The sequence below is a fragment of the Streptomyces sp. NPDC017520 genome (genome assembly GCF_044329855.1).
In the GTDB taxonomy this organism is placed as follows: domain Bacteria; phylum Actinomycetota; class Actinomycetes; order Streptomycetales; family Streptomycetaceae; genus Streptomyces.
In genome coordinates this window covers 756,872-770,907 of record NZ_JBIRKB010000001.1, presented here as the reverse complement: position 1 = coordinate 770,907, position 14,036 = coordinate 756,872, and the positions used below count along the sequence as shown (strand labels likewise).

General features: G+C 70.0%; 16 protein-coding genes and 5 tRNA genes. 5 read left to right on the top strand and 16 right to left on the bottom strand.

Annotated elements, in window-relative coordinates:
- Positions 1–19: 19 nt before the first annotated feature.
- Positions 20–1,000: a thiamine-phosphate kinase gene (locus ACH4KB_RS03420; RefSeq protein WP_398063094.1), complete on the bottom strand. Its 981-nt coding sequence runs from the start codon at positions 998–1,000 to the stop codon at positions 20–22.
- 219 nt (positions 1,001–1,219) lie between these two features.
- Between ACH4KB_RS03420 and ACH4KB_RS03415 the strand changes: the two genes are divergently transcribed.
- Together ACH4KB_RS03415 and ACH4KB_RS03410 are read left to right on the top strand one after the other, a co-directional pair.
- A complete protein-coding gene (locus tag ACH4KB_RS03415; protein WP_006127869.1) occupies positions 1,220–1,453 on the top strand; it encodes an Lrp/AsnC family transcriptional regulator in 234 nt (77 codons plus the stop codon).
- Between the two features lie 20 nt (positions 1,454–1,473).
- Positions 1,474–1,962 (top strand): DUF3515 domain-containing protein, encoded by a 489-nt coding sequence (locus ACH4KB_RS03410; RefSeq protein WP_398063091.1) that lies wholly within the window; start codon positions 1,474–1,476, stop codon positions 1,960–1,962.
- A gap of 19 nt (positions 1,963–1,981) precedes the next feature.
- On the opposite strand, the gene ACH4KB_RS03405 is transcribed toward ACH4KB_RS03410, so the two are convergent.
- The 3 genes from ACH4KB_RS03405 to ACH4KB_RS03395 are packed head-to-tail and all read right to left on the bottom strand — an operon-like array spanning position 1,982 to position 4,951.
- Positions 1,982–3,157 carry a D-alanine--D-alanine ligase family protein gene (locus ACH4KB_RS03405; protein WP_398063089.1) on the bottom strand — a complete coding sequence of 392 codons (1,176 nt, stop codon included), beginning with the start codon at positions 3,155–3,157 and terminating at the stop codon, positions 1,982–1,984.
- A gap of 34 nt (positions 3,158–3,191) precedes the next feature.
- Complete coding sequence (locus tag ACH4KB_RS03400; RefSeq protein WP_398063087.1) at positions 3,192–4,202, bottom strand: NAD(P)H-dependent glycerol-3-phosphate dehydrogenase; 1,011 nt, start codon at positions 4,200–4,202, stop codon at positions 3,192–3,194.
- Complete coding sequence (locus tag ACH4KB_RS03395) at positions 4,199–4,951, bottom strand: lysophospholipid acyltransferase family protein (protein ID WP_398063085.1); 753 nt, start codon at positions 4,949–4,951, stop codon at positions 4,199–4,201. Before ACH4KB_RS03395 ends, ACH4KB_RS03400 begins: the two co-directional genes overlap by 4 nt.
- A 147-nt stretch (positions 4,952–5,098) precedes the next feature.
- On the opposite strand from ACH4KB_RS03395, the gene cofC reads away from it, so the two are divergent.
- Together cofC and ACH4KB_RS03385 are read left to right on the top strand one after the other, a co-directional pair.
- Positions 5,099–5,785, top strand: a complete 687-nt coding sequence (cofC, locus tag ACH4KB_RS03390; RefSeq protein WP_398063350.1) for a 2-phospho-L-lactate guanylyltransferase — start codon at positions 5,099–5,101, stop codon at positions 5,783–5,785.
- A 10-nt stretch (positions 5,786–5,795) separates the two neighbouring features.
- Complete coding sequence (locus tag ACH4KB_RS03385; RefSeq protein ID WP_398063083.1) at positions 5,796–5,999, top strand: hypothetical protein; 204 nt, start codon at positions 5,796–5,798, stop codon at positions 5,997–5,999.
- Positions 6,000–6,118: 119 nt separating this feature from the next.
- On the opposite strand, the gene ACH4KB_RS03380 is transcribed toward ACH4KB_RS03385, so the two are convergent.
- The 4 genes from ACH4KB_RS03380 to leuC form a co-directional block, all read right to left on the bottom strand.
- Positions 6,119–6,790: an HU family DNA-binding protein gene (locus ACH4KB_RS03380; protein WP_398063081.1), complete on the bottom strand. Its 672-nt coding sequence runs from the start codon at positions 6,788–6,790 to the stop codon at positions 6,119–6,121.
- Between the two features lie 142 nt (positions 6,791–6,932).
- On the bottom strand, positions 6,933–7,160 hold the full coding sequence (locus tag ACH4KB_RS03375) for a hypothetical protein (RefSeq protein ID WP_026291031.1): 228 nt from the start codon (positions 7,158–7,160) through the stop codon (positions 6,933–6,935).
- A 104-nt stretch (positions 7,161–7,264) separates the two neighbouring features.
- Positions 7,265–7,858: a 3-isopropylmalate dehydratase small subunit gene (leuD, locus tag ACH4KB_RS03370; RefSeq protein WP_398063079.1), complete on the bottom strand. Its 594-nt coding sequence runs from the start codon at positions 7,856–7,858 to the stop codon at positions 7,265–7,267.
- 2 nt (positions 7,859–7,860) lie between these two features.
- Positions 7,861–9,288 (bottom strand): 3-isopropylmalate dehydratase large subunit, encoded by a 1,428-nt coding sequence (gene leuC / locus ACH4KB_RS03365; protein WP_398063077.1) that lies wholly within the window; start codon positions 9,286–9,288, stop codon positions 7,861–7,863.
- A 174-nt stretch (positions 9,289–9,462) separates the two neighbouring features.
- On the opposite strand from leuC, the gene ndgR reads away from it, so the two are divergent.
- Entirely contained in the window at positions 9,463–10,179 is a 717-nt protein-coding gene (ndgR, locus tag ACH4KB_RS03360) for an IclR family transcriptional regulator NdgR (protein ID WP_003966003.1), read from the top strand.
- A 194-nt stretch (positions 10,180–10,373) separates the two neighbouring features.
- On the opposite strand, the gene ACH4KB_RS03355 is transcribed toward ndgR, so the two are convergent.
- From ACH4KB_RS03355 to ACH4KB_RS03320, 8 genes are all read right to left on the bottom strand, one after another.
- Positions 10,374–10,446 (bottom strand) — tRNA-Glu (locus ACH4KB_RS03355).
- Between the two features lie 20 nt (positions 10,447–10,466).
- Positions 10,467–10,538 (bottom strand) — tRNA-Gln (locus ACH4KB_RS03350).
- A gap of 12 nt (positions 10,539–10,550) precedes the next feature.
- Positions 10,551–10,623, bottom strand: a tRNA-Glu gene (locus ACH4KB_RS03345).
- Between the two features lie 62 nt (positions 10,624–10,685).
- Positions 10,686–10,758: transfer RNA gene (locus ACH4KB_RS03340), tRNA-Glu, on the bottom strand.
- Between the two features lie 38 nt (positions 10,759–10,796).
- Positions 10,797–10,868 (bottom strand) — tRNA-Gln (locus ACH4KB_RS03335).
- A gap of 88 nt (positions 10,869–10,956) precedes the next feature.
- Positions 10,957–11,676, bottom strand: a complete 720-nt coding sequence (locus ACH4KB_RS03330) for an HAD family hydrolase (protein ID WP_398063075.1) — start codon at positions 11,674–11,676, stop codon at positions 10,957–10,959.
- A gap of 99 nt (positions 11,677–11,775) precedes the next feature.
- On the bottom strand, positions 11,776–13,251 hold the full coding sequence (gltX, locus tag ACH4KB_RS03325; RefSeq protein ID WP_398063073.1) for a glutamate--tRNA ligase: 1,476 nt from the start codon (positions 13,249–13,251) through the stop codon (positions 11,776–11,778).
- Complete coding sequence (locus ACH4KB_RS03320; RefSeq protein ID WP_215104283.1) at positions 13,244–14,029, bottom strand: fumarylacetoacetate hydrolase family protein; 786 nt, start codon at positions 14,027–14,029, stop codon at positions 13,244–13,246. Before ACH4KB_RS03320 ends, gltX begins: the two co-directional genes overlap by 8 nt.
- Between the last annotated feature and the right edge of the window lie 7 nt (positions 14,030–14,036).

Sequence of the window (14,036 nt, the reverse complement as noted above, 5' to 3'; positions counted from 1 at the left end):
CCGCGCGTGGGTCCCCGGCTCACGGGCGGGGCGGGGTGTCCTCGATGGAGCCGAAGTGGTCCCAGCCGCCCTTGCTGGTCCAGGGCGCGCCGTCGACGGTGACCTGGGGCAGGGCGGAGGGGTTGAGGACCTCGCCGATTACCTTCCAGCGGGCGGGCAGCTTCACGTCCGGCGGGAAGGTCGCCACGATCGCGTGGTCCTCTCCCCCGGTCAGCACCCACTGGAGCGGGTCGACGCCGACGGCCTGGCCGATGTCGGACATCTGCGAGGGGATGTCGATGAGGCCGGAGCGCAGGTCGATGCGGACCTTGCTGGACTCCGCGATGTGCCCGAGGTCCGCGACGAGGCCGTCGCTGACGTCGGTCATCGCGGTGGCGCCGAGCCCGGCGGCGGCGGGGCCCGCGTGGTACGGCGGTTCGGGGCGGCGGTGGGCCTCGACGAAGGCGCGGGGCGAGCGGAAGCCGCGGGAGAGCACGGCGTACCCGGCGGCGGACCAGCCGAGCCAGCCGGTGACCGCGACGACGTCGCCGGGGCGGGCGCCGGCCCGGGTGACCGGTTCGTGGTTGCGCAGGTCGCCGAGGGCGGTAATCGCGACGGTGATCGTGTCACCGCCGACCACATCGCCGCCGACCACGGCGGCGCCCGCCACCTGGCATTCGTCACGCAGCCCGTCCATCAGTTCGGCGGCCCAGGTGACGGGAAGGTCGGCGGGGACGACGAGGCCGAGGAGCAGCGCGGTGGGCACGGCGCCCATGGCCGCGATGTCGGCGAGGTTCTGGGCGGCGGCCTTGCGGCCGACGTCGTACGCCGTCGACCAGTCACGCCGGAAGTGCCGGCCTTCCAGCAGGATGTCCGTACTGGCCACGACCCTGCGGTCGGGCGCGGCCACGACCGCGGCGTCGTCGCCGGGCCCCAGCCGTACCGCCGGAGTGGTGGTGAGCCGGGACGTGAGCTCTCTGATGAGCCCGAACTCCCCCAACTCGCCCACGGTTCCCTTCACCGAGTCTCACCTCTCCTTTATCGCCCCGGACACCCGTCCGGGCCCCCGGTCGCGAGCCGTCTGTGCTGTCGGTACCGTCAAGAGATACGTCAACTTCTGCGCTCTGTACGCCACGCTGTGGACGTCATCCGGCCCGTAGGTCTCCCCGTGGCCCGCGGCAACGCGATAACGTGGCGTCCCTTTCCCCCACATGATCCTCGTGGCCGCCCTGGAGGTTCCGTGGTACAGGCGTACATCCTCATCCAGACCGAAGTGGGCAAGGCGTCGATCGTCGCCGAGACCATTTCCAAGATTCCGGGAGTGATCCAGGCAGAGGACGTCACCGGTCCGTACGACGTGATCGTGCGGGCCCAAGCAGACACGGTCGATGAACTCGGCCGCATGGTGGTCGCCAAGGTGCAGCAGGTGGACGGCATCACACGAACCCTGACCTGCCCGGTCGTCCACCTCTGACCCCCGTCTAGGCTGGGCCGGTGACGTCATCCGCCCGCCGTTCCCCCCGCTCGATATTCCTCGGTCCGTCCGCTGCCGTGCTCGTGCTGGCCGCGGCGGGCTGTTCCCTCAGCGACGCGCAGCCCTCGATCACGGTTCCCACACCGTCCTCGGAGGCCGCCGCGTACTGCGAGGCCCTGCACGAGGAACTGCCGAAGACCGTCCTCGAACTGGAACGCAGCGACCCCTCCCCGGATTCGGAACTGACCGCCGGCTGGGGGGACGGGGCGATCGTACTGCGCTGCGGGGTCCCCCGGCCCGCGAAGATGGACGACCTCCAGTCACAGGGCGTCGAGGCGGACGGTGTGGGGTGGATGCTGGAGGAGCCCGAGGACTCCGGTCCGCGGTTCACCACCACGTACCGCAAGGCGTACGTCGAGGTCACGCTGGACTCGACGTACGCCCACGACATCACGCCGCTGGCCGCGTTCGCCGGCCCGGTCTCGAAGACGGTACCGAGCAAGTTCTGAAGGCCGGCCGCCGGCTTCGTCAGCGCAGTCCGGTGGAGCGGCTCAACGCGGCCTGGATCAGCCGGTCGACCAGCTCCGGGTAGCTGACGCCGCTCTCCTGCCACATGCGCGGGTACATGGAGATCGGGGTGAAGCCCGGCAGGGTGTTGATCTCGTTGATGACGAAGGAGCCGTCCTCGGTGAGGAAGAAGTCGGCGCGCACCAGGCCCTCGCAGGAGACGGCGTCGAAGGCGGCGACGGCGAGCCGCTGGACCTCGGCGGTCTGCTCCTCGGTGAGCGGTGCGGGCACGAGCCCGGCGGCCGAGTCGATGTACTTGGCCTCGAAGTCGTAGAAGTCGTGTGCGGTGACCGGCGGGATCTCGGCGGGCACGCTGGCGCGCGGGCCGTCCTCGAACTCCAGCACCCCGCACTCGATCTCACGGCCGCGCAGCAGCGACTCGACGAGGAACTTCGGGTCGTGGCGGCGGGCCTCCTCGATCGCCTCGTCGAGTCCTTCGAGGGAGTCGACCTTGGTGATGCCCATCGAGGAGCCGCCGCGGGCGGGCTTGATGAACAGCGGCCAGCCGTGCTCGCCGGCGAAGTCCACGATCCGCTTGCGGGCGGCGGCGGGGTCATTGTCCCACTCCCGGGGGCGGACGACCTCGTAGGGTCCGACCGGCAGCCCGAAGGAGAGGAAGACGCGCTTCATGTACTCCTTGTCCTGGCCGACGGCGGAGGCGAGGACGCCCGCGCCGACGTAGGGCACACCGGAGAGTTCGAGGAGCCCCTGGAGGGTGCCGTCCTCCCCGTACGGGCCGTGCAGCACGGGGAAGACGACGTCGACCTCGCCCAGCGCCTTGGGCACGGAGCCGGGTTCGCTGTAGAGGACCTCACGGCTGCCGGGGTCCACGGAGAGCACGACGCTGCCCTCGGCGGACTCGGTGAGCCGGTCCACGTCGGGGACCTTGCGGTCGGTGATGGCCATGCGTTCGGGATCGTCGGCGGTGAGCGCCCAGCGGCCGTCCGTCGTGATGCCGATCGGCAGGACGTCGTACTTGGTCCGGTCGATGGCCCTCATGACGGCGCCGGCCGTGACGACCGAGATGCCGTGTTCGGAGCTGCGGCCGCCGAACACGACAGCCACGCGGGGCTTGCGGCGCTGCGGCTCAGGGCTCTCGGCGGGCTCAGGGCTCTGGGGGAGGTTCTCGCTGCTCATATCGCGATGAGCGTACCTGCTGGTAGGGGAGACGTCAGCGTCGCTCGGCCTTGGCGCTCCGCGACATCAGCTCCTTGACGGCGACGACCGGGGACTTGCCCTCGTGGACGATGGAGACGACGGTCTCGGTGATGGGCATGTCGACCCCGTGCCTGCGGGCCAGGTCGAGGACCGATTCGCAGGACTTGACGCCCTCGGCGGTCTGCTTGGTGACGGCGATCGTCTCCTGGAGCGTCATGCCGCGGCCGAGGTTGGTGCCGAAGGTGTGGTTGCGCGAGAGCGGCGAGGAGCAGGTGGCCACCAGGTCGCCCAGGCCCGCGAGTCCGGAGAACGTCAACGGGTCGGCGCCCATGGCCAGGCCCAGTCGGGTGGTCTCGGCGAGGCCCCGGGTGATGAGGGAGCCCTTGGTGTTGTCGCCGAGGCCCATGCCGTCCGCGATGCCGACGGCGAGGCCGATGACGTTCTTCACGGCGCCGCCGAGCTCGCAGCCGACCACGTCGGTGTTGGTGTACGGCCGGAAGTACGAGGTGTGGCAGGCGGCCTGGAGGCGCTGGGCGACGGACTCGTCGGCGCAGGCGACGACGGCCGCGGCGGGGCGTCGCTCGGCGATCTCCTTGGCCAGGTTGGGGCCCGAGACGACGGCGATGCGGTCGGCGGAGACCTTGGTGACGTCCGCGATCACCTCGCTCATCAGCTCGGCGGTGCCCAGCTCGACGCCCTTCATCAGGGAGACCAGGACGGTTTCCCGCTCCAGGTGCGGGGCCCAGTCGGCGAGGTTGGCCCGCAGCGTCTGGGAGGGCACGACGAGGAACGCGAACTCCGCGCCGCGCAGGGCCTCGGCGGCGTCGGTGGTGGCGCGGACGGTGTCGGGGAGTGCGATGCCCGGGAGGTAGTCCGGGTTGGTGCGGGTGGTGTTGATGGTCTCGGCGACCTCGGCGCGGCGCCCCCAGAGGGTGACCTCGCAGCCCGCGTCGGCGAGGATCACGGCGAAGGCCGTACCCCATGAGCCGGTTCCGAAGACGGCTGCTTTTACGGGGTGCGTCACGTGGGTCCCTTTCCCTGGGCCCTGCGCCGTTGTTCAGCACGGGCTTTGCGGTGATCGTAGAGCTCGGCGGGCGCTTTCTCGCCGCGCAGGTCCTCCAGCTCGCGGGTGACCGCCGCCATGATGACCTCGGTCACCTCGCGGAGCACCTCGGGGGTCGGCTCCAGACCGTGGAAGCGGCTGAGGTCGACGGGCGGTCCGGCCTGCACCTGGAGCGTCTTGCGGGGGAACAGCCGGAACTTCTTCTCCTTGGCGTAGGGCGGCATCGCGAGGTTGGCGCCCCACTGGGCGACGGGGATGACGGGCGCCCTGGTCATCAGGGCGACCCGGGCGGCCCCGGTCTTGCCGGCCATCGGCCACATGTCGGGGTCCCGGGTGAGGGTGCCTTCGGGGTAGAAGGCGACGCACTCGCCGCGCTCGATGGCGTCGACGGCGGCCCGGAAGGCGTCCAGGGCGTTGGTGGTCTCGCGGTAGACGGGGATCTGGCCGGTGCCGCGCAGCATCATCCCGACGAACGGGGTGCGGAAGAGGCCGGCCTTCGCCAGGAGCCGCGGCACCCGCCCGGTGTTGTACTGGAAGTGGCCGTAGGAGAGCGGGTCCAGATAGGAGTTGTGATTGACGGCGGTGATGAATCCGCCGTCGGCCGGAATGTGTTCCATCCCCCGCCAGTCGCGCTTGAACAGAACCACCAATGGCGGCTTGGCGATGACCGCCGCCAGGCGGTACCAGAAGCCGATTCTGCGGCGGGACACTCGGACACCTTCCTTAGGGATTTCGACCTGCTGCCTGGCTACTGACGGTCAAGTCTCGCCCCAGGCCCCTGCTCTGTCGAGAACACCGTACGCCTCACGTTCGGGAGCGGACCTCCAGGTCGTCGTACCGGCAGGCGAGAATGAGCGCTGACGCGTACGGAGGGGGAGATCGCCACGAACACCGATCCGGCCGGGCCCTGGTCCCTGGTCGTTCCGCTGAAGCCGCTCGCACGGGCCAAGAGCCGCCTGGGTCAAGCGGCGGGCGATGAGGCGCGGCCCCGGCTGGCCCTGGCGTTCGCCCAGGACACGGTGGCCGCGGCGCTGGCGTGTTCCCTGGTGCGGGATGTGGTGGTCGTCACGGACGACGCCGTGGCCGCGGCGGCTCTTTCCGCGCTCGGGGCGCGGATCGTGCCGGACGCTCCGGGGGCCGGGCTCAACGCCGCGCTCGCGCACGGCGCACGCTCCGTGCGAGCCCTGCGGCCCGCCGCCGCGGTGGCCGCGCTCAACGCGGATCTGCCGGCACTGCGTACCAGCGAATTGGCGCGGGTGCTCGATTTTGCTTCCGCTTTTCCCAGCGCTTTTCTCCGGGACGCGGCGGGAATCGGAACGACATTTCTGGCCGCTGCCGGCGGTGCGGAATTCCGTCCGGCTTTCGGCGGTCCGTCCGGAGCCCGGCACCTGGCGTCGGGGGCGGCGGAAATAGCGCTGTCCGGCGTCGACTCGGTGCGCCGGGACGTGGATACGGGCGAGGATCTGCGGGTCGCCCTGGCCCTGGGGGTGGGGCCGCACACGGCGCGGATCACGGCCGCGGCCGCCCCCGCCCGTGACCGATAGGCTGCCGCCCATGCAGGCGACCTCGTACACGTACGACCCCGAGACCCGCAGCGGCAGCGTGCTGCTGGACGACGGCACCCCGGTGGACTTCGACGCCCCGGCCTTCGACGCGGGCGGTCTGCTGCTGCTGCGTCCGGGGCAGCGGGTGCGGATCGAGGGAGAGGGCGAGGGAGCGGACCTGCGGATCACTCTGGTGACGCTGCAGACGTTCTGACCCCGCTCCGACCGGAGCGGGACCGCTGGGCCGAACGGGGCCCGGAAAGCCCGCGGGCCGGGCTCCCCCGGAGGGGAGCCCGGCCCGGCGCGTTGTGATGAGCGAGCGGGTGCCCGGTCTCACTTCTTGCGTGCGGTGGCCTTCTTGGCCGTGGTGGTGCGCGCCGTGGTCTTCTTCGCGGGCGCCTTCTTCGCCGTGGTCTTCTTGGCGGGCGCGGTCTTGCTGGGCGAGGCCTTCTTGGCGGTCGTCGCGGCCTTCTTCGCCGGAGTCGCCTTCTTGGCGGCCGCAGAGGCCTTCTTGGCCGTCGGGGTGGCCTTCTTCGCGGTGACCTTCTTGGCTGCGGCGGTGGTCTTCGCCGGAGTCGCCTTCTTGGCGGTGGTCTTCTTCGCGGTGGCCTTCTTGGCGGCCGACTTCTTGGCGGCCGCGGCCTTCACCGTCGTACGGGCGGCGGAGGAGCCGCCCGAGAGGCTGCCCTTGGGGGCCTTCTTGACGGCCACGTCGTTCTTGGGGAGCTTCTTCGAGCCGCTCACCAGGTCCTTGAAACCCTGGCCCGCGCGGAAGCGGGGCACCGAGGTCTTCTTGACCCGGACGCGCTCACCCGTCTGCGGGTTGCGGGCGTACCGGGCGGGGCGGTCGACCTTCTCGAACGAGCCGAAGCCGGTGACCGAGACACGGTCCCCTGCGACAACGGCACGGACGATCGCGTCGAGTACCGCGTCAACAGCGTCTGCGGCCTGCTGACGGCCGCCGACCTTGTCGGCAATCGCTTCTACGAGCTGCGCCTTGTTCACGTCTTCCCCTTCGGAGACATTGCCAGAACGAAAGTGTTCAAGCTTTTTCGCACGTTAGGCAGATATATACCGCAAATCAAACACGAAACGGGCTAATCACCCTAGTGCCGCAACGAAGTCGACCGATGCGCAGTTCCACGTGTCAGTCACCTTCGGGGAATCGGCCCTCATCGAGGTCCTTCATCATCCGGTCCAGACGCCTTGCCGCGTCCGGGAGATCGTGCTTCGCCGCGGCCGTGACGACCAGCAGCTTCCGGGTCAGCGCCATCCGTACGCTCTCCGGGACTTGCAGTGCACGCACCTTCGCGTGCGCTTCCTTCAATCGGTCGGCGACTTGGCCGTAGAGCTTGAGTTGGCTGTCGCGTTCCATGCACCGATTGTGCCATCTGGGGCGAGTTGTCGCCCGACGGGGTCTCAACAAGCGACTGCGCCCCCTGCCGGGAGGCAGGGGGCGCAGTCCTGGAAAAGCGCTGCTCAGGCGGCAATGGTACGCGGCTTGAAGGCGGGCCTGGCCGCCTCGTACGCGGCGATGTCCGCTTCGTTCTGAAGGGTGAGGCTGATGTCGTCGAGGCCGTTGAGCAGTCGCCAGCGGGCGTTCTCGTCGAGCTCGAAGTCGGCGGTGATGCCCGCGGCGCGGACCTGGCGCGCCTCCAGGTCGACGGTCACCTCGACGGTCGGGTCGGCCTCCGTCAGCTCCCAGAGCGCGTCGACGACGTTCTGCTCCAGGACCACGGTGAGCAGCCCGTTCTTCAGCGAGTTGCCCCGGAAGATGTCGGCGAAGCGGGAGGAGACGACGGCCTTGAAGCCGTAGTTCTGCAGGGCCCAGACCGCGTGTTCGCGGGAGGAGCCCGTACCGAAGTCGGGGCCGGCGACCAGGACCGAGGAGCCCTGGCGCTCGGGGCGGTTGAGGACGAAGTTCTCGTCCTTGCGCCAGGCTTCGAAGAGCCCGTCCTCGAACCCGTCGCGGGTGACCTTCTTCAGCCAGTGCGCGGGGATGATCTGGTCGGTGTCGACGTTGCTGCGGCGCAGCGGAACGGCCCGGCCGGTGTGCGTGGTGAATGCTTCCATGGCTATCGGACTCCGGCGGGGGTACGGGCGTCGGACAGGTCGGCGGGCGAGGCCAGATGGCCCAGCACCGCGGTGGCGGCGGCGACCTGGGGCGAGACCAGGTGGGTGCGGCCGCCCTTGCCCTGCCGTCCCTCGAAGTTGCGGTTCGAGGTGGAGGCGGAGCGCTCGCCGGGGGCCAGCTGGTCGGGGTTCATCCCGAGGCACATCGAACAACCCGCGTGCCGCCATTCGGCGCCGGCCTCGGTGAAGACCTTGTCCAGGCCCTCGGAGACGGCCTGGAGCGCGACCCGGACCGAGCCGGGAACGACCAGCATCCGCACCCCGTCGGCGACTTTGCGGCCGTCCAGGATCGACGCCGCGTTGCGCAGGTCCTCGATGCGGCCGTTGGTGCACGAACCTACGAAGACGGTGTCGACGCTGATGTCGCGCAGCGGCTGGCCCGCGGTCAACCCCATGTACTCCAGGGCCTTTTCGGCGGCGAAACGCTCCGAGGCGTCCTCGTACGAAGCCGGGTCGGGGACGTTGGCCGACAGGGGCGCGCCCTGGCCGGGGTTGGTGCCCCAGGTGACGAACGGAGCCAGTTCGGTGGCGTCGATGACGACCTCGGCGTCGAACACCGCGTCGTCGTCGGAGCGCAGGGCCTTCCAGTACGCGACGGCGGCGTCCCAGTCCTCGCCCTCGGGGGCGTGGACGCGGCCCTTGAGGTAGTCGAAGGTGGTGGCGTCCGGGGCGATCATGCCCGCGCGGGCGCCGGCCTCGATCGACATGTTGCAGATGGTCATCCGGGCCTCCATCGAGAGCTTCTCGATGGCGGAGCCGCGGTATTCGAGGATGTAGCCCTGGCCGCCGCCGGTGCCGATCCGGGCGATGATCGCCAGGATCAGGTCCTTCGCGGTGACCTCGTCGGGCAGTTCGCCCTCGACCGTGATGGCCATGGTCTTCGGGCGGTCCAGCGGCAGCGTCTGGGTGGCGAGGACGTGCTCGACCTGGCTGGTGCCGATGCCGAACGCCAGTGCGCCGAACGCGCCGTGCGTGGAGGTGTGGGAGTCGCCGCAGACCACGGTGGTACCGGGCTGGGTCAGCCCCAGCTGCGGGCCGACCACGTGCACCACGCCCTGCTCGACGTCGCCCAGCGGGTGCAGCCGGACGCCGAAGTCCGCGCAATTCTTGCGCAGGGTCTCCAGCTGGGCGCGGGAGACCGGGTCGGCGATCGGCTTGTCGATGTCGAGGGTCGGGGTGTTGTGGTCCTCGGTGGCGATGGTGAGGTCGAGGCGCCGCACCGGACGTCCGGCCTGGCGCAGCCCGTCGAAGGCCTGGGGGCTGGTCACCTCGTGGAGCAGGTGCAGATCGATGTAGAGAAGGTCGGGCTCGCCCTCCGCGCGCCGGACAACATGGTCGTCCCAGACCTTCTCCGCGAGTGTCCTACCCATCGCTTTCCCTCCGGCCGGCGTCTTCGCCGGCCCAACTAGAGATTCGGTGCGCCTCCGTCCGGACCCCCGTGCGGGGCGGTGGCTACGAGCCGTTGTGCGGCCGCCGGTACAGGTTCGCAACTTCCGCCGGAAATTGAACTTGCGTTTCACAGAGTGAGACGGGAGTATCGTCGTATGGACAACTCTAGCGGCGTCGGCGTTCTCGACAAGGCAGCTCTGGTATTGAGCGCCCTGGAGTCCGGTCCGGCCACCCTCGCCGGGCTGGTCGCGGCGACCGGGCTCGCACGGCCCACGGCCCATCGACTGGCCGTGGCACTGGAACACCACCGGATGGTGGCGAGGGATATGCAGGGCCGGTTCATTCTCGGCCCCCGGCTGTCGGAACTGGCAGCCGCGGCGGGCGAGGACCGCCTGCTGGCCACGGCCGGACCGGTGCTCACCCATCTGCGCGACATCACCGGCGAGAGCGCGCAGCTCTACCGCCGGCAGGGCGACATGCGCATCTGCGTGGCCGCGGCGGAACGGCTGTCCGGCCTCCGGGACACGGTGCCGGTCGGCTCGACCCTCACGATGAAGGCGGGTTCCTCCGCCCAGATCCTGATGGCCTGGGAGGAGCCGGAGCGCCTCCACCGGGGGCTCCAGGGCGCCAGGTTCACGGCGACGGCGCTCTCCGGCGTACGGCGGCGGGGCTGGGCCCAGTCGATCGGCGAGCGGGAGCCGGGCGTCGCCTCGGTCTCGGCGCCGGTGCGCGGCCCGTCGAACCGGGTGGTCGCCGCGGTCTCGGTCTCCGGGCCGATCGAGCGGCTGACCCGCCACCCGGGCCGGATGCACGCCCAGGCGGTCATCGACTCGGCGGCACGGCTGAGCGAGGCCCTGCGCCGCACGGGCTGACGCCGCACACCACTTCCTCTTCGACCGGACTCCCCGAAGGCCGCCCCAGCGTCGTGGCGGCCCTTTTTCCTTTCCGGGCTCCCCCAGGGGCGCAACCAGGGTGCCGGGCGGGCGACTTGCGTGGGGCTTCCTCACTCCGGACAAGCGGAAAGGCCCTCCACCGAAGCGAAGGGCCTTCCTGTACTGCTCTGTTGTACCCCCGACCGGATTCGAACCGGCGCTACTGCCGTGAGAGGGCAGCGTGCTAGGCCGCTACACAACGGGGGCGTGTTTACTGCTGACTTGCGCTGGGCTACCAGGACTCGAACCTAGAATGACGGTACCAGAAACCGTAGTGTTGCCAATTACACCATAGCCCATGGTGTGACAAGTACCCCCGACCGGATTCGAACCGGCGCTACTGCCGTGAGAGGGCAGCGTGCTAGGCCGCTACACAACGGGGGCCCTAGCGATCCTGCATCGAGAGCGATGGGTGCGACCCATGATGTTCTCGCGGGAAGGATCTGTACCCCCGACCGGATTCGAACCGGCGCTACTGCCGTGAGAGGGCAGCGTGCTAGGCCGCTACACAACGGGGGCTTGTCCTGCTGATCTTGCTCGTACTGCTTGGTCTTGCGCTGGGCTACCAGGACTCGAACCTAGAATGACGGTACCAGAAACCGTAGTGTTGCCAATTACACCATAGCCCACTGAAACGCAACCCCTGGTGGGGGTTTCATCTCTGTCTGCGCTTCCCGGCCGGATCTTTCGGCCCGCTCGGGCGGCGCAGAAAGAACATTACCCGAAGGTGTCCGGCGCTCCAAAACGGGTATGGCCCGCCAGCAGGCCGGGCAGCTGGTCGAGCCCGGTGATCGTCACGAGATCCGGCCTCCCGCCCCTGCCCCGCCGGTCGAGCCAGATGCCGGTCAGCCCGGCGGCGACGGCCCCGCCGGCGTCGATGTCGGGCTCGTCGCCCACGTACGCCACCTCGTGCGGCTCCAGCGCGAGCGCTTCGCAGGCCGCGTGGAAGGCGCCGGCCTCCGGCTTGGAGATGCCCAGCTCCACGGCGCAGACCATCGCCTCGAACCGGTCGCGGACGCCGAGCGCGGTGAGCTTGTGGTGCTGGTTGTGGGTGCTGGAGTTGGAGAGGATCGCGTGCCGGTAGCCGGGGGACAGCAGGTCCAGAACCGGCAGCACGTCCGGGAAGAGCCGCCAGGCGGCCTCGTAGTGCGTCAGGTGGCCGGCGAACCAGCCGTCGGCCTCGGCGTCCTCCATGGTCCGCGAGAGGAACTCGCGGACCCGGTCCCGCCGCTGCCCGAGGAAGTCCGTCTCCCCCGCGGCGACGCGCGCCCAGTGCACGGCGGTGATCGCCTTCCAGGCGGCGAGGGCCTCGTCGACCGTCGCGTAGGCCTCGGGCAGCCCCACGCTCCCCAGGTGCTGTCGCATCCCGGTGTGGTCGGCGCCCGCGTAGTCGAAGATCGTGTCGTCGATGTCCCAGAGCACGGCGCGGATCGGCATGGATCTCACGGTAGCCGTCCGGAGGGACCCGAGGGGAGCGAAAGCCGAGGAGGGCCGCAGCCGGTCGGCTGCGGCCCTCCTCGGGGGTTGTCCTGTCGCTTACGCGGTCAGCTTCGCCAGCGCGGCGTCCACGCGGGCCAGGCTCTTGTCGCGGCCGAGGATCTCCAGGGACTCGAAGAGCGGCAGGCCGACGGTGCGGCCGGTGACGGCGACGCGGACCGGGGCCTGCGCCTTGCCGAGCTTGAGACCGTGGGCCTCGCCGGCGGTGAGGACGGCGTTCTTCAGGGACTCCGGGTCGCTCCAGTCGGCCGCTTCCAGGTTGGCGCGGGCCGTGGTGAGCAGGGCCGCCGGGTCGCCCTTCATCGCCTTGGTCCAGGACGCCTCGTCCTCCACCGGCTCGTCGAGGAAGAGGAAGTCGACGTTGTCGGTGATGTCGGAGAGCACCGTGACCCGGGTCTGGGCATACGGGGCGATCCGCGTCCACTTCTCCGCGTCGAACGCCTCCGGGGCCCAGGGGGCGAAGGGGGCCCGCAGCCAGGGGCCGCAGGCCTCGGTGAAGGCCTTCACATCCAGCATGCGGATGTGCTCGGCGTTGATGTGCTCGCACTTCTTGAGGTCGAAGCGGGCCGGGTTGGCGTTGACGTCCTTGATGTCGAACGCGGCGACCAGCTCGTCCATCGAGAAGATGTCGCGGTCCTCCGCGATCGACCAGCCCAGCAGCGAGAGGTAGTTCAGCAGCCCCTCGGGGAGGAAGCCGCGCTCGCGGTAGAGGTTGAGCGAGGCCTGGGGGTCGCGCTTGGAGAGCTTCTTGTTGCCCTCGCCCATGACGTACGGCAGGTGGCCGAAGGCGGGGGTGTCCTTGGCGATGCCCAGCTCGATGAGCGCCCGGTACAGGGCGATCTGGCGCGGGGTGGAGGAGAGCAGGTCCTCGCCGCGCAGGACGTGGGTGATCTCCATCAGCGCGTCGTCGACCGGGTTGACCAGCGTGTAGAGCGGGGCCCCGTTGGCGCGGACGATGCCGTAGTCGGGGACGTTCTCCGGCTGGACGGTGATGTCGCCGCGGACCAGGTCGGTGAAGGTGATGGCCTCGTCGGGCATCCGGAAGCGGACGATCGAGCTGCGGCCCTCGGCCTCGTACGCGGTCTTCTGCTCGGCGGTGAGGTCGCGGCAGTGGCCGTCGTAGCCGGACGGCTTCCCGGCGGCGCGGGCGGCGTCGCGGCGGGTGTCCAGCTCCTCGGTGGTGCAGTAGCAGGGGTAGGCGTACCCGGCGGCGAGCAGCTTCTCGGCGACGTCCTTGTACAGGTCCATCCGCTGCGACTGGCGGTAGGGGGCGTGCGGGCCGCCGGTCTCGGGGCCCTCGTCCCAGTCCAGGCCCAGCCAGCGCATCGAGTCGAGCAGCTGCTGGTAGGACTCCTCGGAGTCGCGCGCCGCGTCGGTGTCCTCGATCCGGAAGACCAGGGTGCCCTGGTGGTGCCGGGCGAAGGCCCAGTTGAAGAGAGCCGTCCGGACCAGGCCCACGTGCGGGTTGCCGGTCGGGGAGGGACAGAAACGTACGCGTACTGGTGCGTTAGCCACGCTTGATCACCTTGTTGGTGAGAGTGCCGATGCCTTCGATGGTGACGGCGACCTCGTCGCCGACGTGCAGGGGGCCGACCCCTGCGGGGGTGCCCGTGAGGATCACGTCGCCCGGGAGCAGCGTCATGGCCTCCGTGATGTGGACGATCAGGTCCTCGATGGAGCGGACCATGTCGCTGGTGCGGCCGAGCTGTCGCTGCTCGCCGTTGACCGTCGCCTGGATGGTGAGGTCGTGGGGGTCCACCTCGGTCTCCACCCAGGGGCCCAGCGGGCAGGAGGTGTCGAAGCCCTTGGCGCGGGCCCACTGCTTCTCGCGCTGCTGCACATCGCGGGCGGTGACGTCGTTGGCGCAGGTGTAGCCGAGGATGACGTCCTTGACCCGCTCGCGGGGGACCTCGCGGCACATGCGGCCGATGACCACGGCCAGCTCGGCCTCGTGGTGCAGCTCGTTGGAGAAGGAGGGGTACTCGATCGCGTCGCCGGAGCCGATCACCGAGGTGGTGGGCTTGAAGAAGGTGATCGGCGCGTCGGGGACCTCGTGGCCGAGTTCGGCGGCGTGCTCCGCGTAGTTGCGGCCGATGGCCACGACCTTGTTGGGGAGCACGGGGGGCAGCAGCCGGACCTTGTTCAGCGGGACCTTGGTGCCCGAGAGCTCGAAGTCGGCGTACGGAATGCCCTTGATGATGTCGAGGACGAGGTCACCGGATTCCACGGTGCCCTGTCCCTCGACGGCGCCGAAGGCGACATTGCCGTCGATGGAGAACCTGGCGATGCGCACGGGATGC

Excerpts from the sequence above, each read along its gene's own strand:
- ACH4KB_RS03405 (WP_398063089.1), bottom strand. The coding sequence starts at position 3,157 with ATGAGCAGCGAGAACCTCCCCCAGAGCCCTGAGCCCGCCGAGAGCCCT.
- ACH4KB_RS03385 (WP_398063083.1), top strand. The coding sequence starts at position 5,796 with ATGCAGGCGACCTCGTACACGTACGACCCCGAGACCCGCAGCGGCAGC.
- ACH4KB_RS03375 (WP_026291031.1), bottom strand. The coding sequence starts at position 7,160 with ATGGAACGCGACAGCCAACTCAAGCTCTACGGCCAAGTCGCCGACCGA.
- leuD (WP_398063079.1), bottom strand. The coding sequence starts at position 7,858 with ATGGAAGCATTCACCACGCACACCGGCCGGGCCGTTCCGCTGCGCCGC.
- leuC (WP_398063077.1), bottom strand. The coding sequence starts at position 9,288 with ATGGGTAGGACACTCGCGGAGAAGGTCTGGGACGACCATGTTGTCCGG.
- ndgR (WP_003966003.1), top strand. The coding sequence starts at position 9,463 with ATGGACAACTCTAGCGGCGTCGGCGTTCTCGACAAGGCAGCTCTGGTA.
- ACH4KB_RS03330 (WP_398063075.1), bottom strand. The coding sequence starts at position 11,676 with ATGCCGATCCGCGCCGTGCTCTGGGACATCGACGACACGATCTTCGAC.